Annotated in this window: 21 protein-coding genes and 3 tRNA genes; 12 read left to right on the top strand and 12 right to left on the bottom strand. The window is 67.1% G+C overall.

Annotated features, from left to right (window positions below; all coding sequences use genetic code 11):
• Position 1: 1 nt before the first annotated feature.
• The 7 genes from H6844_14095 to H6844_14065 all read right to left on the bottom strand — a co-directional run bounded on the left by H6844_14095 (position 2) and on the right by H6844_14065 (position 7621).
• Positions 2–838, bottom strand: coding sequence for an enoyl-CoA hydratase/isomerase family protein (locus H6844_14095; protein ID MCB9930530.1), 837 nt, complete (start codon positions 836–838; stop codon positions 2–4).
• Positions 839–885: 47 nt separating this feature from the next.
• Positions 886–1593 (bottom strand): SDR family NAD(P)-dependent oxidoreductase, encoded by a 708-nt coding sequence (locus tag H6844_14090; protein ID MCB9930529.1) that lies wholly within the window; start codon positions 1591–1593, stop codon positions 886–888.
• 24 nt (positions 1594–1617) lie between these two features.
• Positions 1618–3375 carry a single-stranded-DNA-specific exonuclease RecJ gene (gene recJ, locus H6844_14085; protein MCB9930528.1) on the bottom strand — a complete coding sequence of 586 codons (1758 nt, stop codon included), beginning with the start codon at positions 3373–3375 and terminating at the stop codon, positions 1618–1620.
• 72 nt (positions 3376–3447) lie between these two features.
• Positions 3448–4413 carry a class II fructose-bisphosphatase gene (gene glpX / locus H6844_14080; protein MCB9930527.1) on the bottom strand — a complete coding sequence of 322 codons (966 nt, stop codon included), beginning with the start codon at positions 4411–4413 and terminating at the stop codon, positions 3448–3450.
• A 45-nt stretch (positions 4414–4458) separates the two neighbouring features.
• Positions 4459–5751 (bottom strand): homoserine dehydrogenase, encoded by a 1293-nt coding sequence (locus H6844_14075; GenBank protein ID MCB9930526.1) that lies wholly within the window; start codon positions 5749–5751, stop codon positions 4459–4461.
• A 4-nt stretch (positions 5752–5755) separates the two neighbouring features.
• On the bottom strand, positions 5756–6985 hold the full coding sequence (locus tag H6844_14070) for an LL-diaminopimelate aminotransferase (protein MCB9930525.1): 1230 nt from the start codon (positions 6983–6985) through the stop codon (positions 5756–5758).
• A gap of 186 nt (positions 6986–7171) precedes the next feature.
• Positions 7172–7621 carry a hypothetical protein gene (locus H6844_14065; GenBank protein ID MCB9930524.1) on the bottom strand — a complete coding sequence of 150 codons (450 nt, stop codon included), beginning with the start codon at positions 7619–7621 and terminating at the stop codon, positions 7172–7174.
• A 96-nt stretch (positions 7622–7717) separates the two neighbouring features.
• On the opposite strand from H6844_14065, the gene phaC reads away from it, so the two are divergent.
• Positions 7718–9505 carry a class I poly(R)-hydroxyalkanoic acid synthase gene (gene phaC, locus H6844_14060; protein MCB9930523.1) on the top strand — a complete coding sequence of 596 codons (1788 nt, stop codon included), beginning with the start codon at positions 7718–7720 and terminating at the stop codon, positions 9503–9505.
• 54 nt (positions 9506–9559) lie between these two features.
• Here phaC and H6844_14055 read toward each other — a convergent pair whose 3' ends face one another.
• Positions 9560–11005, bottom strand: coding sequence for a Ppx/GppA family phosphatase (locus tag H6844_14055; protein MCB9930522.1), 1446 nt, complete (start codon positions 11003–11005; stop codon positions 9560–9562).
• A gap of 50 nt (positions 11006–11055) precedes the next feature.
• A complete protein-coding gene (locus H6844_14050) occupies positions 11056–13212 on the bottom strand; it encodes an RNA degradosome polyphosphate kinase (GenBank protein ID MCB9930521.1) in 2157 nt (718 codons plus the stop codon).
• A gap of 132 nt (positions 13213–13344) precedes the next feature.
• Here H6844_14050 and H6844_14045 point away from each other — a divergent pair, with 132 nt between their 5' ends.
• The 5 genes from H6844_14045 (at position 13345) to H6844_14025 (ending at position 18390) form a co-directional block, all read left to right on the top strand.
• Positions 13345–13866 carry a histidine phosphatase family protein gene (locus tag H6844_14045; GenBank protein MCB9930520.1) on the top strand — a complete coding sequence of 174 codons (522 nt, stop codon included), beginning with the start codon at positions 13345–13347 and terminating at the stop codon, positions 13864–13866.
• A 103-nt stretch (positions 13867–13969) separates the two neighbouring features.
• Positions 13970–14740, top strand: a complete 771-nt coding sequence (locus H6844_14040) for an alpha/beta hydrolase (GenBank protein ID MCB9930519.1) — start codon at positions 13970–13972, stop codon at positions 14738–14740.
• 46 nt (positions 14741–14786) lie between these two features.
• Positions 14787–15998: an LLM class flavin-dependent oxidoreductase gene (locus H6844_14035; GenBank protein ID MCB9930518.1), complete on the top strand. Its 1212-nt coding sequence runs from the start codon at positions 14787–14789 to the stop codon at positions 15996–15998.
• A 66-nt stretch (positions 15999–16064) separates the two neighbouring features.
• A complete protein-coding gene (locus H6844_14030) occupies positions 16065–16901 on the top strand; it encodes an MBL fold metallo-hydrolase (GenBank protein ID MCB9930517.1) in 837 nt (278 codons plus the stop codon).
• 259 nt (positions 16902–17160) lie between these two features.
• Positions 17161–18390: an MFS transporter gene (locus H6844_14025; protein ID MCB9930516.1), complete on the top strand. Its 1230-nt coding sequence runs from the start codon at positions 17161–17163 to the stop codon at positions 18388–18390.
• Positions 18391–18621: 231 nt separating this feature from the next.
• Here H6844_14025 and H6844_14020 read toward each other — a convergent pair whose 3' ends face one another.
• Entirely contained in the window at positions 18622–19761 is a 1140-nt protein-coding gene (locus tag H6844_14020) for an LLM class flavin-dependent oxidoreductase (GenBank protein ID MCB9930515.1), read from the bottom strand.
• A 224-nt stretch (positions 19762–19985) separates the two neighbouring features.
• Here H6844_14020 and H6844_14015 point away from each other — a divergent pair.
• The 3 genes from H6844_14015 (at position 19986) to H6844_14005 (ending at position 21058) form a co-directional block, all read left to right on the top strand.
• Positions 19986–20060 (top strand) — tRNA-Gly (locus tag H6844_14015).
• Positions 20061–20125: 65 nt separating this feature from the next.
• Positions 20126–20200 (top strand) — tRNA-Gly (locus tag H6844_14010).
• A gap of 189 nt (positions 20201–20389) precedes the next feature.
• Positions 20390–21058 carry a MarC family protein gene (locus tag H6844_14005; protein MCB9930514.1) on the top strand — a complete coding sequence of 223 codons (669 nt, stop codon included), beginning with the start codon at positions 20390–20392 and terminating at the stop codon, positions 21056–21058.
• Positions 21059–21123: 65 nt separating this feature from the next.
• On the opposite strand, the gene H6844_14000 is transcribed toward H6844_14005, so the two are convergent.
• Positions 21124–22977, bottom strand: coding sequence for a methyltransferase domain-containing protein (locus tag H6844_14000; GenBank protein ID MCB9930513.1), 1854 nt, complete (start codon positions 22975–22977; stop codon positions 21124–21126).
• Between the two features lie 70 nt (positions 22978–23047).
• On the opposite strand from H6844_14000, the gene H6844_13995 reads away from it, so the two are divergent.
• Positions 23048–24817, top strand: coding sequence for an SLC13 family permease (locus H6844_13995; GenBank protein MCB9930512.1), 1770 nt, complete (start codon positions 23048–23050; stop codon positions 24815–24817).
• Between the two features lie 27 nt (positions 24818–24844).
• On the opposite strand, the gene H6844_13990 is transcribed toward H6844_13995, so the two are convergent.
• On the bottom strand, positions 24845–25237 hold the full coding sequence (locus tag H6844_13990) for a VOC family protein (protein MCB9930511.1): 393 nt from the start codon (positions 25235–25237) through the stop codon (positions 24845–24847).
• 161 nt (positions 25238–25398) lie between these two features.
• Between H6844_13990 and H6844_13985 the strand changes: the two genes are divergently transcribed.
• Both H6844_13985 and H6844_13980 read left to right on the top strand, forming a co-directional pair.
• Positions 25399–26598, top strand: a complete 1200-nt coding sequence (locus H6844_13985; GenBank protein MCB9930510.1) for an aminotransferase class I/II-fold pyridoxal phosphate-dependent enzyme — start codon at positions 25399–25401, stop codon at positions 26596–26598.
• 38 nt (positions 26599–26636) lie between these two features.
• Positions 26637–26712, top strand: a tRNA-Arg gene (locus H6844_13980).
• Positions 26713–27000: the final 288 nt, after the last annotated feature.

Below are 27000 nucleotides of genomic sequence, written 5' to 3'. Positions count from 1 at the left end.
GTCAGCCCTGGTTGAACACGGGCTTGCGCTTTTCGACAAAGGCCCGCACCGCTTCCAGGTGATCCGGATGCGCCTGGAGCGGGATCAGCCGCTCCGCCTCGCGGTCCAGCGCCTGGTCGAAGCTGATGGTCGGGGCGTCGTCCAGATTGTCTTTCATCGCGGCGATGGCCGCGGCCGGGCCGCTCGCCATCTCCCGCGCCCAGTCGAACGCGGCCTGTCGCAACTCCGCATCCGGCACCACCCGGTTGACCAGGCCGAGCGCCAGCGCTTCGGCGGACTGCACCCGCTGGCCGGTGAACATGAGCTCGCGCGCCTTGGCGGCGTTCACCAACTGGCAGAGCATCCAGGCAATGCCATAGTCGCCGGAAAGCGCCACATTGCGGTAGCCGGTGGTGAGGAACGCGCTCTCGGCGGCGATGCGCACGTCGCAGGCGAGCGCCAGCGCCATGCCGGCGCCGGCGGCCGCGCCCGGCAGGGCCGCGATGGTGGGTTTGCGCACCGCGCGCAACGCCCCGGTCAGGCCGCGCTCGCGGGCCTTCAGGTCGGCGATGCGTTCTGCGGGCGTCATGGTCTTGGCCCGGTTGGCCCCCATGCCCTTCACATTGCCGCCGGCGCAGAAGGCCGTGCCGGCGCCGGTCAGCAGGATGGCGCCGACCCGGTCGTCGCGGCCGCGCTCGCGGATCTGTTCGCGGATGAAGGGCGTGATCTCGTCGCCCATGGCGTTGCGCACTTCCGGGCGGTTCAGGGTGATGATGGCCACCCGCTCGCGGATTTCGCAGAGCAGGGTGGGGGCGCCGGTGTCGATGGTGATGGGGTCGCTGGTAACGGTGTCGCTCATGGCGGGGGCTCCGGTCGTGTGTTCCGGTGAAGGGTTCCGGTCGCAACTCACCAATTTTCGCCGAACGGGCGGAGTTCCAGCAGGAATGTCCGGGCCGAGCGCGGTTGGTGGGCGAGATGGTAGATCTCCGCCGCCAGATCGGCGGGCTTGGCGTAAAAGTCGTCGGGAAAGTCGGGCCAGCGCTTGCGCGCATAGGGCATGTCGATCACCGCGTCGATGACGACATAGCCCACATGCACGCCCTTCGGCCCCAGGTCGCGGGCCAGCGCTTCCGCCACCATGCGCTGGGCGGCCTTGGTGGGCGTCCAGCCGATATAACTGGGCTTGCCGCGCAGCGCGCCGGTGTTGCCGGTGCAGATCAGCGCGCCGTCGCCGCGCTCCACCATGGCCGGGCAGAGCGTCTGCGCCGTTGCCAGCAGGCCGGCGGCGTTGACGCGGAAATTGCGCTCGAAATCCGCGATGGCGATATCTTCATAGGTGCCGCGGGAGGCCAGCGTGGCGTTGTAGATCACCACGCCGGGGCTGCCGCGGTCCTCGGCAATGCGCCGCAGCGTGGCGACGAAGGCTTCGGTCTCGCCGATGTCGGCGGCATAGCCCTTGGTGCCCGGGATCTCCCGTTCCCAGCTTTCCAGCCGGCCCGCATGGCGGGCGATCATGGAGACGCGGTAGCCCTCGGCCGCAAAATGCCGGACCACCGCCAGCCCGGTACCGGGGCCGACGCCGATGACGAGGCAATGTTTGGGATTTTCGCTCATGGCTTGGCAGTTTGGCGCAACCGCCTACTCCGGCCAAGCGGCATCTTCCACGTGCAGTTCCACCGCATCGCCGCCGGTCCAACGGTCGCGGCGCAGGCGTCCGGCCAGATGCAGCGGGCGGCCCTGTGCCGACAGCAGCGCCTGGCCGAGCGCGGTGTCGCGGGCGCGGAAGGCGATGGCCTTCAGCTTGCCCCGGCCGCTGCCGCCCAGGCGGGCGCGCACATGGCTTTCGCCCACCGTGTCGGCAAAGGCGATGGGCGCGGCCTGGACCACGAAGCGCGGTTCGGCATTGCCGGGTCCGTAGGGGCCCAGTTGCTCGACCATGTCGGCCAGGGCCGCGTTGGCGCCCTCCACGCTGATCGCGCCTTCCAGCGTCAGCGCGGCCTCTTTCTGGGCCTGTGCGATGGCCTCCGCCAGGCGCTCGTTCAGGAAGGCGTGCAGGTCGGCCAACTTCTCCCGCGCGACCGTGAAGCCCGCGGCCATGGCGTGGCCGCCGCCAGCCAGCAGCAGGTCCGCCTGCCGCGCCGCGATCACCGCGTTGCCCAGGTCGACGCCGGCCACCGAACGGCCTGAGGCCTTGCCGGTGGTGCCGTCCTCCTCCCAGCCGATGACGAAGGCGGGGCGGCCGGTGCGCTCGACCAGGCGGCTGGCGACAATGCCGATGACGCCCGCATGCCAGCCCGCACCGTCCACCAGCACCAGCGGAGCCTCCTGCGCATCGGCGGCGGCGATGGCGTCTTCCAGCACCGCGTCCTCGACCGCCTTGCGCTCGGCGTTCAGTTCGTTGAGTTGCTGGGCAATGGGCCAGCACGCGGCCGGATCGTCCGACGCCAGCAGCCGCACCCCCAGCGAGGAATCGCCCAGCCGTCCGCCGGCATTGATGCGCGGCCCCAGCAGGAAGCCCAGATGATAGGCGGTGAGCTTGTCCTTCACCCCGGCCACATCCGCCAGCGCCGCGAGGCCGCTGTTCTGGCGCCCGGCCATCACCTTCAACCCCTGCTGGACGAAGGCCCGGTTCAGCCCGGTGAGCGGGACCACGTCGCAGACCGTGCCCAGCGCCACCAGATCCAGCAGGCGCATCAGGTCCAGTTGCGGCGCCCGGCCGGCGGCCTTGAGCGCCCGGTTCAGGGCGACGCAGAACAGGAAGGTGACGCCGCAGGCCGCCAACTGGCCGAAGCCCGGCTCCTGATCCAGCCGGTTCGGGTTGATCAGAGCCAGGGCCGGGGGCAGCGCCGCCTCGGCCGTGTGATGGTCGAGCACGACGACGTCGAGCCCCAGGCGCTCCGCCGCTTCCAGCGGCGCGAAGGCGGTGGTGCCGCAGTCGAGGAAGATCACCAGCCGCACGCCGGCGGCGGCCAGCGCCTCCAGCGCCGGGATGTTGGGGCCATAGCCCTCCGTCAGCCGGTTGGGGATATGCACAAGCGGCTCGCAGCCGACAGAGCGCAGCAGGCGCACCAGTTGCGCGGTGGAGGTGGCGCCGTCGACGTCATAGTCGCCGAACAGCGCAATCTTGTCGCCGCGAACCACCGCCTCCGCCGTGCGCGCCGCTGCCTCGTCCATGCCGAGAAAGGTGGAAGGGTCGGGCAGCAGGTGGCGGAGCTTCGGCTCCAGATAGTCCGTCACCCCCTCCAGCGAGCCGGCGCGCGGCGCCAGCAGCCGGCCCGCCAGCTCGGAGAGGCCGTTCCGCTGGCTGATCGTCTGCGCCAGCCGCGGGTCGACGCTCCGCCACAGCCAGCGCTTGCCGGCGAGGGACCGCGAGACGTTGAGCGCAAACCCGGTCATGGCGTGGTGTCATCCAAGGCGGGGCAGGGCGGGGACTGCCCCGCTCCGGCCAAGGGTATCTCGGACGCAGCCTTATGCAAACCGCGCCAGGCGCGGATTGTGGGCGAATTGGTGCGTGGCGGTGATGGTGCGCACGGTGCCGGTGGCCGAGACCATGGAGATCGACTGGGTCTCCGCGCCGCCCGGAATCCGCTTCACGCCGCGCAGCATGGTGCCGGTGGTGACGCCGGTGGCAGCGAAGATCACATCGCCGCTGGCCAGCTCTTCCATCGTGTATTTGCGGTTCAGGTCGGTGACGCCGACCCGCCGGGCGCGGCCGCGCTCGTCGTCGTTACGGAACAGCAGGCGACCCTGGAACTGGCCGCCGATGCAGCGCAGTGCCGCCGCCGCCAGCACGCCCTCCGGCGCGCCGCCGGAACCCATGTAAATGTCGATGCCGCTGGACGCGACCGTCGTGGCGATCACGCCGGAGACGTCGCCGTCGGTGATCAGCGCGATGCGCGCGCCGGCCTCGCGGGTCTTGGCGATCAGTTCCTCGTGCCGCGGCCGGTCCAGGATGCAGGCGACCAGGTCGGAAACCTGACAGCCCTTGGCCTTGGCCAGGCTGGCGAGGTTTTCCGCCGGGCTGGCGTCCAGGTCGACCACATTGGCCGGCAGGCCGCCGCCGACGCCGATCTTGTCCATATAGACGTCGGGCGCGTGCAGGAACTTGCCATGCTCGGCAAAGGCCAGCACGGCCAGGCCGCCGGCCATGGCCTTGGCGGTGATGGTGGTGCCTTCCAGCGGATCCAGCGCGATGTCGACCTTGGGGCCGCCGGCGCCGACTTCCTCACCGATATAAAGCATCGGCGCCTCGTCGCGCTCGCCCTCGCCGATGACGACGCGGCCCGAAATCGGCAGTTCGTTCAGAGCGGTGCGCATGGCGTCGACGGCGGCCTGATCCGCCGCCTTTTCGTCGCCGAGCCCGACCAGGCGCGAGGCGGCCAGCGCCGCGGATTCGGCCACGCGCACGGCTTCCAGCGCCAGAAGATGGTTCATCCCACTCATGTTTGTTTCTTTCCTGTTTGGTGTCTTTTTAGAGGCTTAGAGGCCTTCGATGCGGATCAGCGTCGGCGGTTCGACCACCGCGTCCAGGTCCGCGATCTCGGCCAGGGCGGCGCGCATGGCGGCTTCCCGGCATTCGTGCGTGACCATCACCACCGGCACGACCTCGCCCGGATTGCGGCCCCGCTGCAACATGGATTCCAGGCTGACGCTGTGCCGGCCCAGAACGCTGGTAACGCCGGCGATGACACCCGGACGGTCCCAGACCATCAGGCGCAGATAGTAGGCGCTGACCACCTCGTCCATCGGCGCGGGCGTGGCGCCCTTCAGCATGGTGTAGGGCACGCCGAAGGTGGGCGTGCGCCGGCCGGCGGCGATATCCACCAGGTCGGCCACCACCGCCGAGGCCGTCGCCCCCGCGCCGGCACCGGGGCCGGTCAGCACGACCGTGCCGACCGCAGAGCCCGCCACCTCCACCGCATTGGTCACGCCCTCGATCTGGCCGAGCGGCGAGTTGCGGTCGATCATGACCGGGTGCACGCGCTGTTCGATGCCCGCCTCGGTGCGCCGGGCGATGCCCAGAAGCTTGATGCGATAGCCCAACTCCTCGGCAAAGGCGATGTCGTCGGCGGAGAGCGAGGTGATGCCCTCCAGATACACCGCGCCCTCGTCGACCGGGATGCCGAAGGCGATGCTGGCCATGATCGCCAGCTTCTGGCCGGCGTCGTTGCCGTCGATGTCGAAGGCCGGGTCGGCCTCGGCATAGCCCAGGTCCTGCGCCTCCTTCAGCACGTCGGCAAAGCTGCGGCCGGTCTCGCGCATGGTGGTCAGGATAAAATTGCAGGTGCCGTTCAGAATGCCGTAAATGCCGGACACCCGATTGCCCGCCAACCCCTCGCGCAGGGCCTTGACGATCGGGATGCCGCCGGCGACGGCGGCCTCGAAGGCCAGCACCTTGTCGGCGCGCTCGGCCTGGGCCGCGAGTTCGACGCCGTGCTTGGCCAGCATGGCCTTGTTGGCGGTCACTACGTCATGACCGGCGGCCAGCGCGTTTTGCACGATGCTGTGCGCCGGTCCGTCCGCGCCGCCCACCAACTCGACCACGATATCGACATCGGCGCTGGAGGCCATGGCCGCCGCGTCGTCGTGCCAGGCATAATGCGAGAGGTCGACGCCGCGGTCGCGGCTGCGGTTGCGCGCCGAAATGTCGGTCACGACCAGCGGCCGGCCGGCGCGCGCGGCCAGCAGATCGGCATCGCGGGACAGGATGCGCACGACTTCGGCGCCGACCGTGCCCAGGCCGGCGACGGCGATTTTCAACGGGGCTTTCATCCGCTTACTCCGCGGCTTTGGCCATCCGGGCTTGCGGCCCTTTAGCCAGGAACGACTTCAGATTGCGCGCAGCCTGCCGGATTCTATGGCGATTTTCCACGAGGCCCAACCGCACATAGCCCTCGCCGTATTCGCCGAAGCCGACGCCGGGCGAGACCGCGACCTTGGCCTCGGTCAGGGCCAGCTTGGCGAATTCCATCGAGCCCATGTCCTTGAAGCCCTCCGGCAGCGGCGCCCAGCAGAACATGCTGGCGGGCGGCGGCGGCACGTTCCAACCGGCCTGGGCGAAGCTCTCGACCAGCACGTCGCGGCGGCTCTTGTACATCTGCCGGATCTCTTCGACGCAGTCCTGCGGCCCGTTCAGCGCCGCGGTCGCCGCCACCTGGATCGGCGTGTAGGCGCCATAGTCCAGATAGGATTTGACCCGCGCCAGGGCGGCGATCAGCAGCGGGTTGCCGCAGCAGAAGCCGATGCGCCAGCCGGGCATGGAATAGGTCTTCGAGAGCGAGGTGAACTCGACCGCGATATCCTTGGCGCCCGGCACCTGCAGGATGGAGGGCGGCGGGTCGATGTCGAAATAGATTTCCGCATAGGCCAGGTCGCTCACGACCCAGATGCCGTGATAGCGGCAGAAATCCACCACTTCGGCATAGAAATCCAGGTCCACCACCTTGGCGGTCGGGTTGGAGGGATAGCAGATGATCAGGCCGACCGGCTTCGGCACGCTGTGCTGCACCGCGCGCTTCAACTCGGTCATGAAATCATAGCCGTCGGCCACCGGCAGGTGCCGCAGCGAGGCGCCGGCGATGATCGCGCCGAACGGGTGGATCGGATAGCTGGGGTTCGGCACCAGCAGCACGTCGCCGGGCGAGGTGATGGCCTGGGCCAGGTTCGCCAGGCCCTCCTTCGAGCCGAGCGTGACGATCGCCTCGCTCTCCGGGTCGATGGAGACGTTGAAGCGCCGCTCGTAATAGGCGCTGATCGCCCGGCGCAGGCCCGGAATGCCCTTGCTGGTGGAATAGCGGTGGGCGCGCGGGTTCAGCGCCGCCTCGCGTAGCTTCTCGACGATGTGCGGCGGCGTCGGCTGGTCCGGATTGCCCATGCCGAAGTCGATAATATCCTCGCCGGCCTGCCGGGCCGCGGCCTTCATAGCGTTTACCTCCGCAAACAGATACGGGGGCAGACGCTTGATCTTGTGGAACTGTTGTTCCAGGCGGTCAGTCAGGGCAGACATGGCGGGAATCGCGCTTCGAGGTTGAAAGGGGTTGTTGGTAGCGAAAAGATAGGGGCTTTTCGTTACAGGCCCAATGCCGGTGTTTGCATTCGGCGTTTGCAGTTGATCCTCGACTGGCGAAGCGGGGTCAACCGAAAACTCCACCCTGGGCGATGGCGGGCGAAAACGCCAGGGTTCGAGGGCGGGTCAGCGCACGCCGTATTTGCCCACCACGCCGACGCCGGGGATCTCCAAAGGTGCGATTTTGGCGGGCTTCGGGCCGCCGAGCGCGACGCCGGTTGCGCGGTCTTCGGTTTCGGTTCCGGTTTTGGCGTTGTCGCGCTTCAGGGTGTCGACGGTCGCCTGGGTGGAGGCGGGCGTGGGCAGGTTGGCGGGCCGGGGCGGAACGTCGCTGAGCTTCGGATAGGGTGCGTTCTCCAGCCCGGGGCGCTTGCTGAGACGCCATTCCGGTACGGCGGGCGCCGGCGGCGTGTTGTTCATCCAGTCGGCGACCGACTGCACCCTGCCTGCGACAGAGTTGCCCTCTGGCGCGCACGATGTTAGTGCCAAACCCGCCACCAAGCTTGCGACGACCAGGCGACGGTCACATATTAAAACTTCGTCTAATAGACGGCCAACAGTCATTCGGTCACTCATTCCGTTTATCGCCACACACCGGATCGGTCGGTCGGGGGGCATTCAGCTTACCACCGATACCGCTGCCAACCCAGACCGCACAAGGGACCAAACGCCATGTCGGATCAGCCGGTTCAACCCACGGACATCAGCAAGGAACTGGGCGAGATTGCCGAGCGCTCGCAAAAGCTGGTCCGGGAGTTCTTCGAAAGGGCCGCCAAGGAGGGCTCGCAGTTGCAGCCCGACCGCGACAGCCAGTTCGATCCGATCGGCATCGGCCGGGCCTTCATCGAACTGACGCAGCGGATGCTGGCCAACCCGAACAAGCTGGTCGAGGCGCAGACGGAGTTGTGGCAGTCCTACATGAAATTGTGGGAGACCACCTCGCGCCGCATGATGGGCCAGGAGGTGGACCCGGTCGCCGCGCCGGCAAAGGGTGACCGTCGGTTCAACGACAAGGAATGGTCGGACAATTTCGTGTTCGACTATATCAAGCAGTCCTATCTGCTGGCAGCGCGGTGGTTGCAGCACAATGTCGACGATGCGGAATTCACCGACGAGCACACCCGCCAGAAAGTCGACTTCTATATCCGCCAGTTCATCGACGCGATGGCGCCGACGAATTTCGTCGCCACCAATCCGAAGGTCCTGAAGGAGACCGTCGAAACCCGCGGCGAGAATCTGATTCGCGGCCTGAATCACCTGTTGCAGGATCTGGAGGCGGGCAAGGGCTCGCTCAAGATCAGCCAGACCAAGCCGAACACGTTCGAGGTCGGCAAGAATGTCGCCACCACGCCCGGCAAGGTGGTGCATCGCGGCCGGCTGATGGAATTGCTCTGCTTCGAGCCCATGACCGAGACCCAGTTCAAGCGGCCGCTTATGATCGTGCCGCCCTGGATCAACAAGTATTACATCCTCGACCTGCAACCGAAGAACTCGTTCGTGCGCTGGGCCTCGGAGCAGGGGCACACGGTCTATGTCCTCTCCTGGGTGAACCCGTACGAGGATTTGGCCAACGCCACGTTCGAGGACTATATGCGCGAGGGCGTTATGGAGGCCCTCGACGCCATCGAGCGCGATATCGGCATCGGCGAGGTGGATTCGGTCGGCTATTGCCTGGGCGGAACCTTGCTGGCGAGTACGCTCGCCCACATGGCCGCCATTGGCGACGACCGCATCAAGAGCGCCACCTATTTCGCCTCGCTGGTGGACTTCTCCGAGCCGGGCGAACTGGGCGTGTTCATCGATGAGGAGCAGATCAAGTCCATCGAGGAAATGATGGAGAAAAAGGGCTATCTGGATGGCAACCAGATGGCGACCACCTTCAACATGCTGCGCGCCAACGACCTGATCTGGTCGTTCGTGGTCAACAACTACCTGATGGGCAAGGAGCCGTTCCCGTTCGACCTGCTCTACTGGAACAGCGACGCGACGCGCATGCCCAAGGCGATGCACAGCTTCTATCTGCGCAACATGTACCAGCAGAACCAGCTGGCCCAGCCGGGCGCCATCACCCTGCTCGGCACGCCCTTGGACCTGCGCGCGATCAAGACGCCGACCACGGTGATCGGCACCAAGGAAGACCACATCGCGCCCTGGAAGGCGGTCTACAAGGGCTGCCGCAACTATTCCGGCGAGAAGCAGTTCATCCTGGCCGCCTCCGGCCACATCGCCGGCATCGTCAACCCGCCGGCGGCGAACAAGTACGGCTACTGGCTGAACGACAACTGGCCGGAGGATCGCGACGTCTGGTACGACACCGCGACCGAGCACAAGGGCTCCTGGTGGCCGCATTGGCAGCAATGGGTCGCGGCCTATGCCGGCGAGCAGGTGCCGGCGCGCCATCCCGGACAGAACGGCCTGCCGGCGCTCGGCGATGCGCCGGGCACCTTCGTCAAGATGTGAGGGCCGACAGAGAGGGGCGCGGCGGAGACGGGCGCGGCGGAGACGTACGCGGCGTCAGGACGTGAACGCGCGCAGCGGTTGGCGGTCGAAGGTGCCGGCCGCCGCCGCGAGCCGCCGCTGCACCGTCTCGCCGCACAGCAGGTCGGCAGGGCCGGCGAGCCGCAGATGCTCGGGCGTCAGTGCCAGCGTGGTGCCGCGAAGGCCCTTGCCGGTCGGCGAGATCGCCTGCGCCATGCGCAACACGACGCCCAGGCGGATAGCGCTTGCGATTGCCTCGGGCGAGGTCAGTTGCCGCGCTTCCTCCAGGTCGCCATCCCGCGGCACGCCGCCATAGCGGCAGCGCATCGCCGTGCCGAGAAAGCCGCGCTCGCGGTGGTCGATGGCGACCGAGGACAGGTTCAGGCCGCGGGAATAGCCCAGATAGGCCCGGCGGTCGGGATGCTCGCGCCCGGCCAGGTCCGCCAGCCAGCAGGCCGCTTCGATCAGGCGGGGCGGCGCCAGCGGGTCGTGACGAAACACCGGCAGCAGCCAGTCGCGGATCACCTGGGCCTCCGGCGGAATTCGCGCGGTCGCGGCCCCGGCAATGCGGCTAAAATCCAGCAATGGATCGCCTTCGGCGATGGAAACCCGGTCGCGAATATACCCTTCCCGCAGCCCATGCGACGAGGCAATGACGGTGGATGGCTCCGCCTGCGTCACCACCCGCGCCAGCACCTGGGCCGCATAGGGCATGATGGCCCGCCGCCGTTTGGAGATTGTCTCCAGCAGGTCCGCCGACGGCTTGCTCATCTTCGCCATCAGTTCGGCGATCCACTTGGCGCTGTCGGCGGTCATCTCATAGTGATGGATGACGTCCAGCGGATAGTTTTGCTGCTGCATGTGGGCGCGCGCGAACGCCCGCCAGGCGCCGCCCACGACAAAAAACGGCTGCCCGCCGCACAGCGGCAACCACGGCACCGTCGCAAGGGCCTGGTCGATCCAGTCCATGGTGGCTTTGGTGTCGGCCGCTTCGGAGCGGCGCAGCGCGCCGATCGGCAACGAAGCCTGTTCGCGCACCCGCCCGTTTTCGAGGCGGACCAGTTCCAGGCTGCCGCCGCCCAGGTCTCCGACCAGACCGGTCGCGCCCGGAATGGCGCCCGCCACCCCCTCGGCGGCAAGGCGCGCTTCCTCCAGGCCGGAAATCACCTCGACCGAAAGGCCGGTGTCTTCGGTCACGTCCGCCACGAATGCCTCGCCGTCGCTGGCGTCCCGCACCGCGGAGGTGGCAAACAGGAACAGCGCTTCCGGCTCCTCGTCTGCGGCGACGCGGGTGAACCGGCGCAGTTCGCACATGGCCTGGCGGCGGCCTTCCGGGTGCAGGGTGCCGGACTCCGACAGTCCCCGGCCCAGGCCGCACATGGCTTTTTCGTCAAACAGCGAGATCAAACAACTGCCCTTGATGCCATAGACCACCAGACGGACAGAGTTGGAGCCGATATCGATTACGGCGGCTCGACGCATCACACCTCACACGTTTCGGCAGAACGGTGCCGGCTTGTCCCTACGACCCCCTATGCCCGCAACACCAGGTCGGGAGACGGCGGGGATTGCTCCAGCGCCCGCCCCCGACCGGAAAGGCTGGGATTGGTCATGAAATACTCGTGGGCCGAAAACGCATCCGGCCCGGCCTGGGCGCGGACATAATTGCCATCGGACCGGAGATACCAGCTCTGAGCCCGATCGTTGAGATTGGCGATCATGATGCGGTCCAGGATTTGGCGGTGCACGGTGGCATTTTCCATCGGAACCAGGGTTTCGACTCGCCGGTGCAGATTGCGCTGCATCCAGTCTGCCGAGGAGATAAACACTTTGGCCTGGGGGCTAGGCAAGCCGTACCCCGCTCCGAAGCAGGCGATGCGGGCATGTTCCAGAAACCGGCCAACGATACTTTTGACCGTGATATTGTCGGAAAGGCCAGGAACGCCCGGTCGCAGGCAGCAAATGCCGCGCACCACCAGTTCGATCTTCACGCCCGCCTGGCTGGCGCGGTAGAGCGCGTCGATCACATCCGGGTCGACCAGCGAATTCATCTTGGCCCAGATCGCGGCCGGCCGGCCCTCGCGCGCATGGTCGGCCTCGTCGCCGATCAGTTGCAGCAGTTTGCGGTTCAGCGACACCGGCGACACCGCAACCTTTTCCAGCGAGTCCGGCGAGGCGTAGCCGGTGATGAAGTTGAACAGGCGGGCCATGTCCCGACACAGCACCGGGTCGGAGGTGAAATACGACAGGTCGGTATAGATCCGGGCGGTGATCGGGTGGTAGTTGCCAGTGCCGTAATGGGCATAGGAGCGCAACTCGTTGCCCTCCCGGCGCACGACCAGGCTCAGCTTGGCGTGGGTTTTCAACGTCATGAAGCCGAACACCACCTGCACGCCGACCCGCTCCATCTCCCGCGCCAGCGTGATGTTGTTGGCTTCGTCGAAGCGCGCCTTCAACTCGACCAGCGCCGTCACCGACTTGCCGTTCTCCGCCGCCTCCTTCAGGGCGGTGACGATGGGAGAGTTCTGGGTGGTGCGATAGAGCGTTTGCTTGATCGCCACGACTTGCGGATCCGCCGCGGCCTGGCGCAGGAACTGCACCACCACGTCGAAGGACTCGTAGGGGTGGTGAACCAGAATGTCCTTGGCGCGGATCGCAGCGAAACAGTCGCCGCCATAGTCGCGAATGCGTTCCGGAAAGCGGGGCTCGAACGGCGAGAACAGCAGGTGTTTGTGCTTGGGGTTGATCATCTGCTTGGTGTCGACCACGCCCACCAGCCCGTCGAGCACGAACACATCGGCTTCGTCGACGTGCATTTCCTGCGCCAGATAGTGCCGCAGGTGCGGCGGCATGGCGGCATCGACGGTTAGCTGCACCACATGGCCGCGGCGGCGCTCGCGCAGTGCCGATTCGAACTGGCGGACCAGATCCTCCGCCTCCTCGTCGATCTCCATTTCGCTGTCGCGGATCACGCGGAATGTCCCCTGGGCATCGACGCGGAATTGCGGAAACAGCACGCCCATGCACAGCAACACCACCGCTTCGATGGTGACATAGCGCTCGTCCGATCCCGGCAGCAGGATGAAGCGGTCCAGTTGCTGCGGAATCGGCACCAGCGCCGTGATCGAGCGCATGTCGCTTTCACGCGTCAGTTCCAGGATCAGGCCGAAACCGAAATTGGGGATGAAGGGAAACGGGTGCGCCGGGTCGATCGCCATCGGCGTCAGCATCGGAAAAATCTGGTCGAGGAAATAGGAGCGCAGCCATTCCCGTTCGTGGGCGGCCAGATCCCCCGGCGACAACAGGCTGATTCCCTCCGCCGACAATTCCTCCCGCAGCGAACGCCACAGGGTCTGCTGCTTGTCCGCCAGATCTCGGACCTTGACCCCGATGGCCGCCAGTTGCTCCCTCGGCGACATGCCGTCGACGCTGGCCACCGCGACGCCGGCCGCGACCTGACCTTTCAGGCCGGCGATGCGGACCATGGTGAATTCGTCGAAATTGCTGGCCGAGATCGAAAGGAAGCGCAGTCGCTCCAGCAGCGGATGACGCGGGTTCGAGGATTCCTCCAGCACCCGCTCGTTGAACGCCAGCCAGGACAGTTCCCGGTTGATGAAACGCGACCGGTCATTCCATTCGATGGCGCGGTTGATCGGCGGTTCGTCCGGGGCTTGGCCGACATCGTTCATCGCTTCGTCTCCGCTCCGATCTTCCATATTGCAGTAGCCAATCGCTTCGGCCACGCTAGAAGCCCTAAGATAAGCAGCTTCGTATGACACTGGAACTCTGCGGCTGCAAAAATCGTCTCGGAGGGTTCGGTCATGATGCGTCTGAGTTTGGTACGACACGCCGAAGCGGCCGCCACCGCGGCCGGCAGTTCGGACCGGCATCGGGTTCTGACCGAAACCGGTCGCCTCGATGCCGCTGCCCTGGGCAAGTTTCTGGCCCGGGAGGAGCAGGTGCCGGACCAGATCCTGTGTTCCGACGCCGTGCGCACCGTCGATACGGCGCATAGGATCCTGAACGGGGCCGGCGAATCCCGGCCGGTCGTGGTCCTGGATGCGCTTTATCACGCCGACCCGGATGCGGTGCTGGCCTTGATCCGGGAAAACGGGGCGGAAACGACGCGGCACCTGATGGTTGTGGGCCACAATCCGACCATCGGCGCGCTCGCGGCGTGGCTGGCCCAGCAGTCCGGGCAAACCCGGGACATCGGTCAGCACCAGTTCGCGCCGGCCACCTGCGCCCAGTTTGCGGTGCAGGCGCTGGAATGGGAAAGTTTCGATCCCTCGCACGCCACCTTCCGCCGGCAGATCGTCGCTTCGGACTATCGCGAGGCCTGAGACCGCCGCCGTGCGGTTCCGCTTTCCGTCTTGCCCTGCGGCGTTTTGTGATTAGGCTTTCGTCTCATATCCCTCGCGAACAGCGCAACGGTCTGGAAGCTTCATGTCTGAATCCGTCACGATCGCCGGTGTCGACCTGCGGGTCGTCGAGCGCGGCAGCGGGCGCCCGCTGCTGTTCCTGCACAGTGGCGAAGGGCTTGAGCCCCAGAGGCCCTGGCTGGACGCGCTGGCCCGGCATTATCGCGTCATCGCACCGAACCATCCGGGCTGGGGCGGCTCCGCCCTGCCGGCCTGGATGTCGGGCGTCGACGATCTCGCCTATCTCTATCTCGATCTGGCCGCGGCCTTTGAGATGCGGGACGCGGTGATCGTCGGCAATTCCTTCGGCGGCTGGGTGGCGGCGGAGGTGCTGGTGCGCGACGCCTCCCGCTTCGGCGCCGCGGTGCTGGCCTCCCCCTTCGGCTGCAAGTTCGGCGGCCGCACGACGCGCGAGATCGCCGACACGCACGCCATGGACCATGCCAAGGCCATGGCCGCCGCCTGGGCCGATCCGGCCCGCGGCGCCGTCGACCTCACCGCCAAGCCGGAGGCCGAACTGGCGCAGATCGCCCAGGGCAGGGAGGCGTTGGCCCTGTTCGGCTGGAAGCCCTACATGCACAACCCGCGCCTGAAGAACTGGCTGCACCGCATCGCCACGCCGACCCTGTTGCTGCGCGGCGAGCGGGACGGCGTTGTCGGCCAGGCTTACCTGCAGAACTGGGCCGACCGGCTGCCGAACCCTCGGCTGGAGGCGATTGCCGACGCCGGCCACTACCCGCAATGGGAACAGCCGGAGGCGTTCGCGGCCCGCATCGCCGCCTTCGCCAAGCCCTGAGCCCTGCCGAAAACACGGAATATCCACGCGAAAGGAGCCCTGTCCGATGCGCGTCTTCTACTTCTCCGAAATGGCCTATGACCCCGCCTGGGACAAGGCGATGGCGCACGGCTCCATGCGGGTCAACTTCGCCAACAGGAATTTCGATCCCGAAACCGGCCACCGCATGCTGAACCGCTATCTGGACGAGTTCCGGCTCTGCGACGAGGTCGGCATCGACATCATGGTGAACGAGCACCACTCGACCGCCACCTGCCTCACCGTCTCCGCGCCCATGGCCCTGGCGGTAATCGCGCGCGAGACCCAGCGCTGTCGCTTGCTCTCGCTGGGCTCCCCCATCGCCAACCGGCCCGACCCGGTGCGCGTTGCCGAGGAAATGGCCTGGCTCGACGTGCTCTCCGGCGGCCGGCTGGAAATGGGGTTGGTCAAGGGCGCGCCCTACGAGATCGCGCCCGCCAACTCGCAGCCGGCCCGGCTGATGGACCGCTATTGGGAGGCGCACGACCTGATCCTGAAGGCGCTGGCCACCACCGACGGCCCGTTCAACTGGGAGGGCGAGTATTATCAGTACCGCCACGTCAACATCTGGCCGCGGCCGTTGCAGCAGCCGACGCCGCCGGTCTGGATGACCGGCCTCTCCGAAAGCACCGGCCGGGCCGCGGCGGAGCGGGGGCATGTGGTGGCGACGCTGCTCTCCGGCGCCGTCGCCAAGCCCATGTTCCAGGCCTATCGCGACCGCGCCCGCGACCTCGGCTGGGAGGCCGGGCCGGATCGGCTGGCCTATGCCGCCGTCATCGGCGTCGGCAATACCAGCGCGGAAGGCCGGCGCCGGGCGGACGAGATCGCGGGCTATGTCCGCACCTCGCCGGTGGTCTACGAGCCCTTCCGCAACCCGCCCGGCTACAACACCATCGGCGCCAACGTGTTTGCGATGAAGCACCCGGACAAAATGGCGTTCGTGCGCACCCGCGACGGCAAGCCGGTCGATCACCTGACCGCAACGGTCGACGACTTCATGGCCGCCGACACCGTCTTCGCCGGGACGCCGGACGAGGTGTTCGACCAGATCAAGAGCTTCTACGACTGGTGCGGCGGCTTCGGCAATCTGCTGTTCTTCGGCCAGGGCGGCACGCTGAACCACGCAGACACCTGCGACAACATCCGCCTGTTCGCCAAGGAGGTGTTCCCGCGCCTGCAGGACCTTACCGCCGGCCACCCCGCCTCCACCGCCCCGCCGCTGACCATCGCGGCGGAATAGGGGAGACCGGTGGCCGACACCGACTCCGGTCTCAGCGCCTGGAAGCGCCGCACCAACCACAACCGGATGCTGGCGTTTCAGGCGCGGGACCTGCCGCCGCCGGAGGAGGCGGGAAATGTGGAACTCGCCTTTTTCGGCTCGTCGGCGTTTCGCGTCACGGCGCCCTCCGGCCTGACACTGATGCTCGATCCCTGGCGCAATCATCCGGCGCGCCAATGGGACTGGTATTTTCACGACTTCCCGCTGACCGCGGTCGATATCGGCGTCTCCACTCACGCCCATTTCGATCATGACGCGCTGCATCGCCTGGATGCCAGCACGCTGCTCGACCGACCCATCGGCGAGTTTCGGTTCGGCGATGTGCGCGTCACCGGCATTGCCGACAAACACGCCATCGATTTCAGCCAGGCGCCCTACGATGCCGGCAAGCTGATGCTGGACCTGCACGGCATCGACGTGCGCCCGCCGAACAATCCGCGCTCGTGGGATCATTGCCTGGTGCTGGTAGAGACAGGCGGCCTGCGCATCCTGCACTGGGGCGACAACCGGCCGGACCCGCCGGAATCGGTCTGGCAGGCGCTCGGCCGTATCGACGTGCTGCTGATGCCCATCGACGAGTCCCGGCATGTCATGGGTTGGGATGCCGCCGAACGCGTCATCGACCGGTTGCAGCCAAAGGTCGTCATTCCGCACCACTACTATATCTGGAACGTGGTGCAGCGGCAGAGCACGTTGCAACCGGCCCGAAGCTGGGTCGCGACCCAGGCCGATGTCTGGGAGCCGGACGGCCCCGCGGTCACGCTTTCGCCCGATACGCTCGGCGACACCACGCGGGTCATCCATTTCGGCGACCACGTGGCCTTCGATGTCGAGGCCTGGTTCGGGGGCGGGGGAGAGGACTAGGGCGCTTTTGGCACCGGTTGCCCCACTCTCCCGCCCCATCTCCCGCGCAAGCGGGAGCCCATGCCTGAGAGCTTCTCACAGGACACGGGCTCTGTACTGGTCTCTCAGGCATGGGTCCCCGCTTCCGCGAGGACAGGGAAGATGGGGTGGTGAGCCAGTGGGAAAAGAACCCGCTCTAGTTTTGCGGAAAGTCTGCTGCGCTTAGCCTCAACCTCTGGTAAAGGGTTCCGCCGTTTCGGATTCAAAAGAAAAAACGCCCATGTCCACCGCCACCTCGCCCATCGACGGGCCTTATGCTTGGTTTCGCCTGGCCGTTACCGTGCTGCTCGGCACCATCGGCAGCATCGGCATGTGGGTGGCCGTGGTCGTGCTGCCGGCCGCCCAGGCGGATTTCGGCGTCGACCGGGCCGGAGCCTCGCTGCCCTATGCCGCGACCATGGTCGGCTTCGGCCTCGGCAATATCATCATCGGCCGGTTCGCCGACCGCCTGGGGATCACGTGGCCGGTGATCATTGCGGCGTTGGGATTGGGCGCCGGCTTCGGCCTGGCGGCCCAGGTGGAGGCGATCTGGCAACTCACCGTGCTGCAAGGCGCCCTGATCGGCGTCGGCACCGGCGCAGGGTTCGGCCCGTTGATCGCCGACCTCTCGCACTGGTTCCGCAAGCGCCGCGGACTGGCCGTCGCCTTTGCCGCGTCCGGCAATTATCTGGCGGGTGTGGTCTGGCCGACGCTCATCCAGGGCATTGTCGCCACCGACGGCTGGCGCACGGCCTATGAGTATATCGCCATTCTCTGCGTCGCCACCATGATCCCGCTGGCGCTGCTGTTGCGCCGCAAGCTGCCGCCGGCCCTGGGGGCGGACGGCCGTCCGGCCCCGCCGGAGCCATTGCGGCAGACACCGTTCTCGCCGCGGGCCTTGCAATGGCTGTTGGCGCTGGCCGGCATTGGCTGTTGCGTCGCCATGTCGATGCCGCAGGTGCACATCGTCTCCTACTGCGTCGATCTCGGTTACGGGGCGACGGTAGGGGCGGAGATGGTGGCGCTGATGTCCGCGGGCGGCGTGGCGAGCCGCCTGTTCAGCGGCTTCCTGGCCGACTATATCGGCGGCATTCGAACCCTGCTGATGGGCTCGGTGCTGCAATGCGCGGCGCTGTTTTTCTTCCTGCCGTTCGACGGGCTCATGTCGCTCTATGCGATTTCGGCCCTGTTCGGCCTCAGCCAGGGTGGGATCGTGCCCAGCTATGCCATCGTCGTGCGGGAATACATGCCGGCGCGGGAGGCGGGCTCACGCATCGGCATCATCGTCGCGGCCACGATTTTCGGCATGGCGCTGGGTGGCTGGATGAGCGGCGAGATCTACGACCTCACCGGCTCCTACCAGCTGGCCTTCGTAAACGGCATCGCCTGGAACGTGATGAATATGGCGATTGTCCTGTCCATCCTCTGGCGCACGCGGGAGCCACGCGCACCGAGGCCGGCGCTGGCGTGAGGCAGGGCAGGGGGCGCAAGCGCCCCCGCACCGTTTCAGGAACCGCACCGTGCTAGAGCCGTTTCGATACTGGTTGAGCCATTCTCCTGGCCCATCTCCCGCGCAAGCGGGAGCCCATGCCTGAGAACTCCTCACAGGAGGCAGACTCTGTATTGGTCTCTCAGGCATGGGTCCCCGCCTCTGCGGGGACAGGGAAGCTGGGGTGGTGGGCCTGCGGGAAAAGAATCCGCTCTAGTAGATGTGCGCCTTTTTCCGCACCGGCTGTTTTGCCGGCTCTCGCAGGTCGGGGTGATGCGCGATGAAGCGGCCGGGGTTTTGCGCTTCCAGCAGCGGGCGCACCCATTTGCCGAAGCGCTCCGCTTCCTCATTGTGGAGATAGCCGGACAGGCAGAAGGAGTGGCAGCCAGCGTCGATGAACTGTTGCAGCGTCCCGGCCACCTGCTCCGGATTGCCGACAACGCCGATGCCGGCGCCGGGGCGGAAACGGGTCAGGCCGCTCCAGAGATGCGGGGCGATCCACAAGCCCTTTTCCGATACCAGTTCCTGCACCCGGTGGTTGGCCTTGGAGGTCGCGGTGTAGCGCTTCAACTCCTCCCGCGCGTCCTCGGAGATGGCGTGGATCAGCTTGTCCGCGGCGGCCAGGGCCTCGTCCTCGGTCTCGCGGCAGATGATTTGCAGGCGCATGCCGAAGCCGATGGCGTCCTCGCGGCCATAGGCAGCGGCGCGCTGGCGGATATCGGCGATGTTGGCTTCGATCCGCTCCGGCAGGTCGCCCCAGAACAGGTGCACGTCCGAATGCTTGGCCGACAGGTTCCAGGCTTCCTCGGAGCCACCGCCCAGATAGAATTTCGGATAGGGCTTCTGTAGCGGCTTCGGAATGCAGAGCGCCCCTTGCAGGTCGTGGAAGCGGCCCTTGAAATGTAGCGGCTCGTCCGAAGTCCAGAGCGCCTTCAGGATCGAAACTTCTTCCTCCATGATCGCATAGCGATCTTCCTTGGCGAGGCTGATGCCTTCCGAACGGATTTCCTGGTCGGCCTGGCCCGCAATCAGGTTCACACAGATGCGGCCGCCGGAGAACTGGTCGAAGGTGGCGATCATCTTGGCCAGCAGCACCGGGTTCATATAGCCCGGCCGGGCGGCGATCAGGGGCGCGACCCGCGAACTGTTCGCCGCGGCGAAGGCGCCGGAGATATAGGCCTCCCAGCAATAGCGGGCGACGGGGATCAGCATGTAGTCGAACCGCGCGGCCTCGACCGCCGCGACCACTTTCAGCAGGTGTTCCGGGCTGGTCGGGACGGTTTCCTCTTCGACTCCATAGGCCTGGGTATCGCCGCTGGTTGGCAGGAACCATCCGAATTCGAGCGGTTTCATGGGCGTTCGCTCCGTCAGTGTCGTCGTGTTTTCGACCATAGGGCCGGTTTGGGACCAAGGCTATGCGTGGGTTATCCCCTGCGGCGAACGCACGAGGGGATCGTCTGTTCATCATGCCGCACCCTTGCAGCAAAAAAAGCCGGGTGCCTGGCAAGATCACCCTTGCCAAGCGCGGCGCAATCCATATTATCCGCCGCTCTGACGCCGGCCGCGGCGCAAAGGATGCGGGAGTAGCTCAGGGGTAGAGCATCACGTTGCCAACGTGAGGGCCGAGGGTTCGAATCCCTTCTCCCGCTCCATCCTTTCTTCAGCCGTGGCGGTTCATCGTGTCCCTGGACATGGGCTTTGTGCGTCAGACGCGAATGCGGGAGTAGCTCAGGGGTAGAGCATCACGTTGCCAACGTGAGGGCCGAGGGTTCGAATCCCTTCTCCCGCTCCATTCGCCCTCTCTCCAATTTTCGAGGCAGAAGCGGGTTCGTCCAATCCCATCCGACGGCTGGCACTGTTGGCGCGTTGCCGTATGATTTGCTGGCACCGTCCGCAGGTCGGAAGTCCTGCTCCGGGTCGATGGTGTCGCCCTCATTTCCCGTGACCGATGCCGATGCACCGGCAAGAAGGCCTGCGCCCCATGGATTGGACCGCCCTGACCAAGGAGTTCGTAACCCTCATTGTCGTGATCGATCCGGTGGGTTCGATCCCGGTCTATCTGTTTGCCGTCCAGCACGTGCCGCGCCGATTGCACCGCCGCTTCGCGCTGCGCGCCGTTGCCATTGCCGCGCTCGTGTTGCTCGCCTTCCTCGCGGGTGGGCAATTTCTGTTGGAGACCGTGGGGCTTCGCCTCGGTTCGTTCCAGATTGCCGGCGGGTTGATCCTGTTCCTCTTTGCGATGACGATGATTTTCGGGGACTCCAAGCCGGCCCGCGAGATCGAGGAGGCGGGGCGGGATCATCTGGCGGGCGCAGTGTTTCCGCTGGCCATGCCGTCCATCGCCTCGCCCGGCGCCATGCTGGCGATCGTGATCCTGACCGACAATCACACGGAATCGATCGCCGACCAGGCCGTTACGGCCGGCCTGCTGCTGCTTGTTCTGCTCCTGACCCTGGTGTTGTTGCTGGCCGCGAGCGTCGTTCACAGGCTCATCGGCAATACCGGCGCGAGTGTCATCAGCCGGGTGATGGGGATCGTACTGGCCACCATCGCCGTCGACTCGGTGCTGGCGGGCCTCGACACACTCGGGGTGTTGGATATTGCCCCGCCCGGCATCCAGGCCCCGTTGACGCTACCGGCGCCCGGTTGACGCTGCCGGCGCCCGGTTGACGCTGCCGGCGCCCGGTTGACGGAACGCTCGCGCGCCCGGGGGCTTCAGGGCTTGCGACACCAGAACTGGTACATGTGGTGGAACAGGCTGGGGTGTTGTTGTTCCAACGCGTCCCAGTTGGCGAGGTCGGCCAGGGTCGGATCGTCCGGGAAGGCGGTGCGGTAGAGCCTTTGCGGCTCCTGCGACACGGTCTCGAAGCCCAGAAAGGCGAACTTCAGGTCCGCGAGCAGGGCCTGCAACTCCCGCGGCGTGAAGTCGTGTTCCTGCGCATGGGCCAGCGCGTCGCGCACGCCGTTCAGGGTGTAAAAGTCCAGTTCTTCCGCAACCGCCGCGGCCGGATGATCCGGCGGCAAGGCCAGAATGGCCTGGCGCAACGCCCGCAGCCCGTCCGCATCGGTGCCGAAGTCGGCAGCGAGCCGTTGCGCCGTCTGGATCGCCGCCCGCCCGCGCCGGGCATAAAGGCCGACCCGCATGGTGCCGCCGGCGGTCAGCAATTCCGCCAGCACCCGCCAGCCGGCCAGCGGCTCGCCCAGATGGTGCAGCACACCCATGGCCTCGATATGGTCGAACCGTTCGCGAATCTCGCCCAGTCGCAGGATATCCGCCTGGGCGAAGCGCACATTGGCGATGCCGAGCCGCTCCGCCTGCGCCCGGGCATAGCCGAGCGACGGGCGCGAAAGGTCGATGGCCAGCACGTCGGCGTCGGCAAACCGCGTCGCGACATCCACCGCATGCTTGCCGGTGCCGCAACCGGCCACCAGCACCCGCAGCGGCTTCGGATCGCGCAAGCCGGCCGGGCGGGCCGCTTCCGGCAGGATCGCCCGCAACACGGCCAGGCGCGGGCGGGGCTCGGTCGCGCGGGTCGCGAGCCAGCGCGGGTAGGGCAGGGCGGTGTACTGCGCCTGCACCGCCTGCGAAACCGCATCCTCCACATCGGTCAGCGACGGTATTGCGGCCGCGGCGGTCCGCTCGGCCGCGGGTCGCCGGATGTGGCGCTCGACGAACGCCGTCCAGTCCGGCGGAGCCTCCGTTCCGACCGCGTCCGATCCCAGCGGCACATACAGCGCCCGGCGCACCAGGTCGGCACTGAGGTCCGCGCCATCGGTCGACAGGCCCGCCACCGTCGCGGCCTCCGCCTCGCTCACCGCATAGGCATAATCGGTCGCCAGCATCTGTGCCGCCAGCGCTCGCACCAGGGGGGCGCGCGGATCGTCCAGGGACCGGAAGTCCGCAAGCAGGGCGGCACGCAGCCGCGTCAGCACCCGCTCCCACTGCCGCTCGGCGACAATGGTTCGCTCCAGCAGCGCCAGCAGCAGCGGCGGAGCGGAGCCGGGCAGGCGGCCCGGCTCGCCGGTCGCCAGTGCCGCGCGCACGGCCGGGTCGAGCGCCAGCAGGCTGAGCCCGGCGCCGACCAGCCGCTGGCCTTCCACATCGTCGCGGCGCAGCAGGCGCTCCAGGGTGGCGCCCAGCGACGGGTCGGCGGCGGCGAACCGCATGCTCCCCAGCCCGCGCACCAGCCCACCCAGCACGCCGGCATCGTCCGGCAGCGCGCGGTGGGCCGCCAGCCATTGGCGCAAGGCCTTGGCGGCATCGCCGCCGCGCTCATAGAGATCGGCCAGCGCCGCGTGCGCCCGGCCGTAATCCGGCCGCAGACGCACGGCTTCACGCAGCGCCTTTTCCGCCGCTCCCGACTGGCCGGCGGCTTTCAGCGCAATGCCCAGATTGTAATGCGCCTCCACCAGTTGGGGCGCCGCGCGCGCGGCCGCGCGATAGGCCTGGATGGCTTCCGGCAGCCGTCCGGCCCGGTGCGCGGCGACCGCCGCCCGCATCGCCTGCACGGCCGCGGCAGGTGGCGCGACGGGGCCGGCGGCGGTTGGTCGTTTGGACGGATGGCGCATGGGGCTCGATTGCGGTTTGATGGCAGGATTAACAGTGTAGACCGTGCTGCCCGTGTTTGCGAGGAAGCCCATGTTCGCACCTGTCGCCATTCTGGTCTTGCTAACCGTGCTGCTGGCAGCCTTCGTCTCGGGCCGCTGGCGCTTCGACGTGCTGGCGCTGCTGGGGCTGGGGGCGGGTGTGGTGCTGGGCCTCGTGCCGGACGACCGCGCCTTTGTCGGTTTCAGCCACCCGGCGGTGGTCACGGTCGCGGCGGTGCTGGTGCTGAGCCGCGGCCTCTCCGTCTCCGGCGCGACCGACCTGATCGCCCGTCGCCTGCTGCCCCGCCGGGAAGGGGCCGGGCAGATCGCGGCGCTGGGCTTTATCGGGGCGGCCTTTTCCAGCGTCATGAACAATGTCGGCGCGCTGGCGCTGCTGTTGCCGGTGGCGTCCGGCAGCAGCCTGCCGCCCGGCCGGATCATGATGCCGCTGGCCTTCACCACCATTCTGGGCGGCATGATCACGCTGATCGGCACGCCGCCCAACCTGATCGTCGCGGCCGTGCGCGGCGATGCCGGCGGCGAACCGTTCGGCATGTTCGCCTTCCTGCCGGTGGGCCTGACCGTGGCCGCCGCGGGCACGCTGTTCATCGCCCTGATCGGCTGGCGGCTGGTCCCCAACCGCGGCCGCGCCCATGCCGCGGGCCGCGATGCCTTTGAGATGGAGGACTATCTGGCGGAAGTCCGGGTGGCGGAGAGCAGCCTCGCGATCGACAAGACCATCGCCCAGCTCGACCCGCTGATTGCCGATCTCGACGTCAAGATCATCGGCCTGATTCGCAGCGGCCGACGGGTGCCGGCGGTGCCGCGTCTGGAGCGGTTGGAGGCCGGCGACATCCTGATGATCGAGGCCTTGCCCCGCGACCTGCAACCCTTTGTCCGCAAGCTGCGGCTGGAGCCGGTCGACCCCGGCGCGCCGATGACGCCGCTCCTGCAATCGGAGGATGTCGGCCTGGTCGAGGCCATTGTCACGCCGGGTTCGAAGCTGGAAAGCCGCACGGCGCTCTCCGCCCGGCTGCAACGGCAATACGGCGTCAACCTGCTGGCGGTGTCGCGCCAGGGCCGGCCGTATCGCGGCCGCCTGCGCGCCTTCCGCTTCGAGGCCGGCGACGTGCTGCTGTTGCAGGGCGAGGCGGACCGCCTGCACGACGTGGTCGGCTCGCTCGGCTGCCTGCCGCTGGCCGAGCGCGGTCTGAAGCCGCCGCCGCGCAGCAAGGAACAGAGCCTGGCCGCCCTCGGCTGTTTCCTCGGCGGCATCGCCCTGGCGGCGAGCGGCCTGTTCTCGGTCGCCGTGTCGCTGGCGGCCGGCGCCACGATGCTGCTGGTGCTGCGCGTCCTGCACATGCGCCAGGCCTATGAGGCGATCGACTGGCCGGTGATCGTGTTGTTGAGCGCGCTGATCCCGCTTGGCGAGGCGTTGCAGACCTCCGGGGCAGCCACCATGATCGCCGACCTGTTGCTGCGGCTGACCGACGGTCAGGCGCCCTGGTTCGTGCTGGCGCTGTTGATGGGCGCGACCTGCGCGCTGACCAATGTGCTGAACAACGCCGCGACCGCGGTCGTGATGGCGCCGCTGGCGGTGGACCTGGCCCGCGCGCTGGAGGCGAACCCGGATTCGTTCCTGATGGGCGTCGCCATCAGCGCGTCCTGTGCCTTCCTGACGCCCATCGGCCACCAGAACAACGCCCTGGTGATGGGACCGGGCGGCTACAAGTTCGCCGACTACTGGCGCCTGGGCTTGCCGCTGTCGGTGCTGGTGCTGACGGTGGGCCTGCTGATGATCCTGTGGATCTGGCCGCTTTGAGCCGGGCGTTTGATGCCGGGAGGCGGTTCAGCGCGCCCGCGCCTGCTCGTTCGCCACCTCAACCAGGTTTTCGTCCGGGTCGTGGAAATAGACGCTGACCAGATCGGCCCGCGCGCCCGCGCGCTCCGCCGGGCCGGTGATAATCGCCACGCCTTCGTCCTCCAGGTGCCTGACCACCGCATCCATGGGCGTGGTGGTGACGAAGCAGAGATCGGCCGACCCCGGCGTCGCGTGGCGCACATTCGGGTCCGGCAAGTTGTCGGCCGGATGCAGGTTGATTTTCTGGTTACCGAAATGCAGCGCCGTCCGTCCCTCACCGAACAGCGAGCGCCGCATGCCCAGCACCCGCTCATAGAAATCGCAGCTCCGCTCGATGTCGGCGACGGTCAGGACGAAATGGTCCAGATGGGAGACGTGGATCGGCATCGGCGGGGCCTTGTCGCATTTGAGGTCTTCGGGCCGGAAGGGGCTGGCGGCCCGCCAGTCTTCTGGTCTAAATAGCGTGACGCTTGGCGAGCCTTTTGTGTAGCAGGCGCCCTCTCCCTAGTCCATTTCGAGAAACCGATCCGCCCATGTCTTCGATGTCGCTTGCTCCGCGCATGAGCCGTTTTCAACCGTCTCCCAGTCAGATCGCGACCGCGCGCGCCCGCGACCTGGAAGCCCAGGGCCGCAAGATCGTCAAGCTGACGGCGGGCGAGCCGGATTTCCCGACGCCGCGCCACGTCAAGCAGGCGATTCTCGACGCGATGGAGATGAACAACACCAAATACACGCCGATCAACGGCACCATCGCCATGCGCGAGGCGGTTTCCGCCAAGTTCGCGCGCGAGAACGGGCTCGCCTATGGCATGGACCAGATCACCGTGGGCGCGGGCACCAAGCAGATCCTGTTCAACTGCCTGATGGCGAGCGTCGGCCCGGGCGACGAGGTGGTGATTCCGGCGCCCTACTGGACCAGCTATCCCGACATCGTGAAGATCGCCGGCGGCACGCCCGTCGCTGTCGCCTGCGGCCAGAATCAGGCGTTCAAGATGCGGCCGGAACAGTTGGAAGAGGCGATCACGCCCGCCACCAAGTGGCTGATCCTGTCCTCGCCCAACAATCCCAGCGGCGCCACCTACACCGCCGACGACCTGCGGGCATTCGCGGCTGTGCTGGCCAAGCATCCGCAGGTCTGGGTGCTGACCGACGACGTCTACGAGCACCTGCTGTTCGATGGCCGCGCGTTCGCCACCATCGCCCAGGCCGCGCCCGAGATGTACGAGCGCACCATCACCTGCAACGGCGTCTCCAAGGCCTATTCCATGACCGGCTGGCGCGTCGGCTATGCCGGCGGGCCGAAGGAGATGATCGCCGCCATGTCGAAAATGCAGTCGCAGAGCACCGCCGGCGTCTCCGCCATCGGCCAGGCGGCGGCGGTGGCGGCACTGAACGGCCCGCAGGCCTTCGTCCATGAGCGCACCGCCAACCTGCAACGCCGGCGCGACATCCTGCTGGATTATCTGAACGGTGCCGCGGGCCTTTCCTGCGACCGGCCGGAGGGGGCGATGTACATTTTCTGCTCCTGCGCCGGCGCCATCGGCAAGCGTGCGCCGAACGGCAAATTGATCGAGACCGACGGCGATTTTACCAACTATCTGCTGGACAGCGTCGGCGTCGCCGTGGTGCTGGGCGAGGCCTATGGCCTGTCGCCGTATTTCCGCGCCAGCTTCGTCGCGCCCGAGGCCGATCTGCACACCGGCGGCCGATTGATTCAGGAGGCATGTGCAGCGTTGCAATAGCGCTCAGGGCCTGCTAAACGCATGGCCCTTGGCACCGCGCGCCCGTAGCTCAGTGGATAGAGCGCTCGCCTCCGGAGCGAGAGGTCGCAGGTTCGAATCCTGCCGGGCGCGCCATCTTAATTTCCCCGCTCTGAAGTGCCTCTAAGGCCTTGAAAGGCATGGCGATTTGTGGGGTTCGAAGTCCTTCATTTCGGCAGTAGGCCAATCGTTCCGTAAAGGCCAAACGGACCACTGTTCGCCGTAGGTCGAGCCGGCCAGAATCCCATATTTTCCAAGGGCTTGATAGGAAAGTCATCGCTGGTTCGAACAGTTGCTCGAAGCTGCGTTGCGGCTGGCCGACCTTGGTCAGTTGTTCGGATGCCATGAGCTTCTCTCGTTCCAGTTTCTGAATCCGCCGTTCGT

Source organism: Alphaproteobacteria bacterium (genome assembly GCA_020638555.1).
Classification (GTDB): Bacteria; Pseudomonadota; Alphaproteobacteria; order Bin95; family Bin95; genus JACKII01.
The sequence above is the reverse complement of the archived record's forward strand: the minus strand, read 5'-3'. Positions and strand labels throughout refer to the sequence as shown.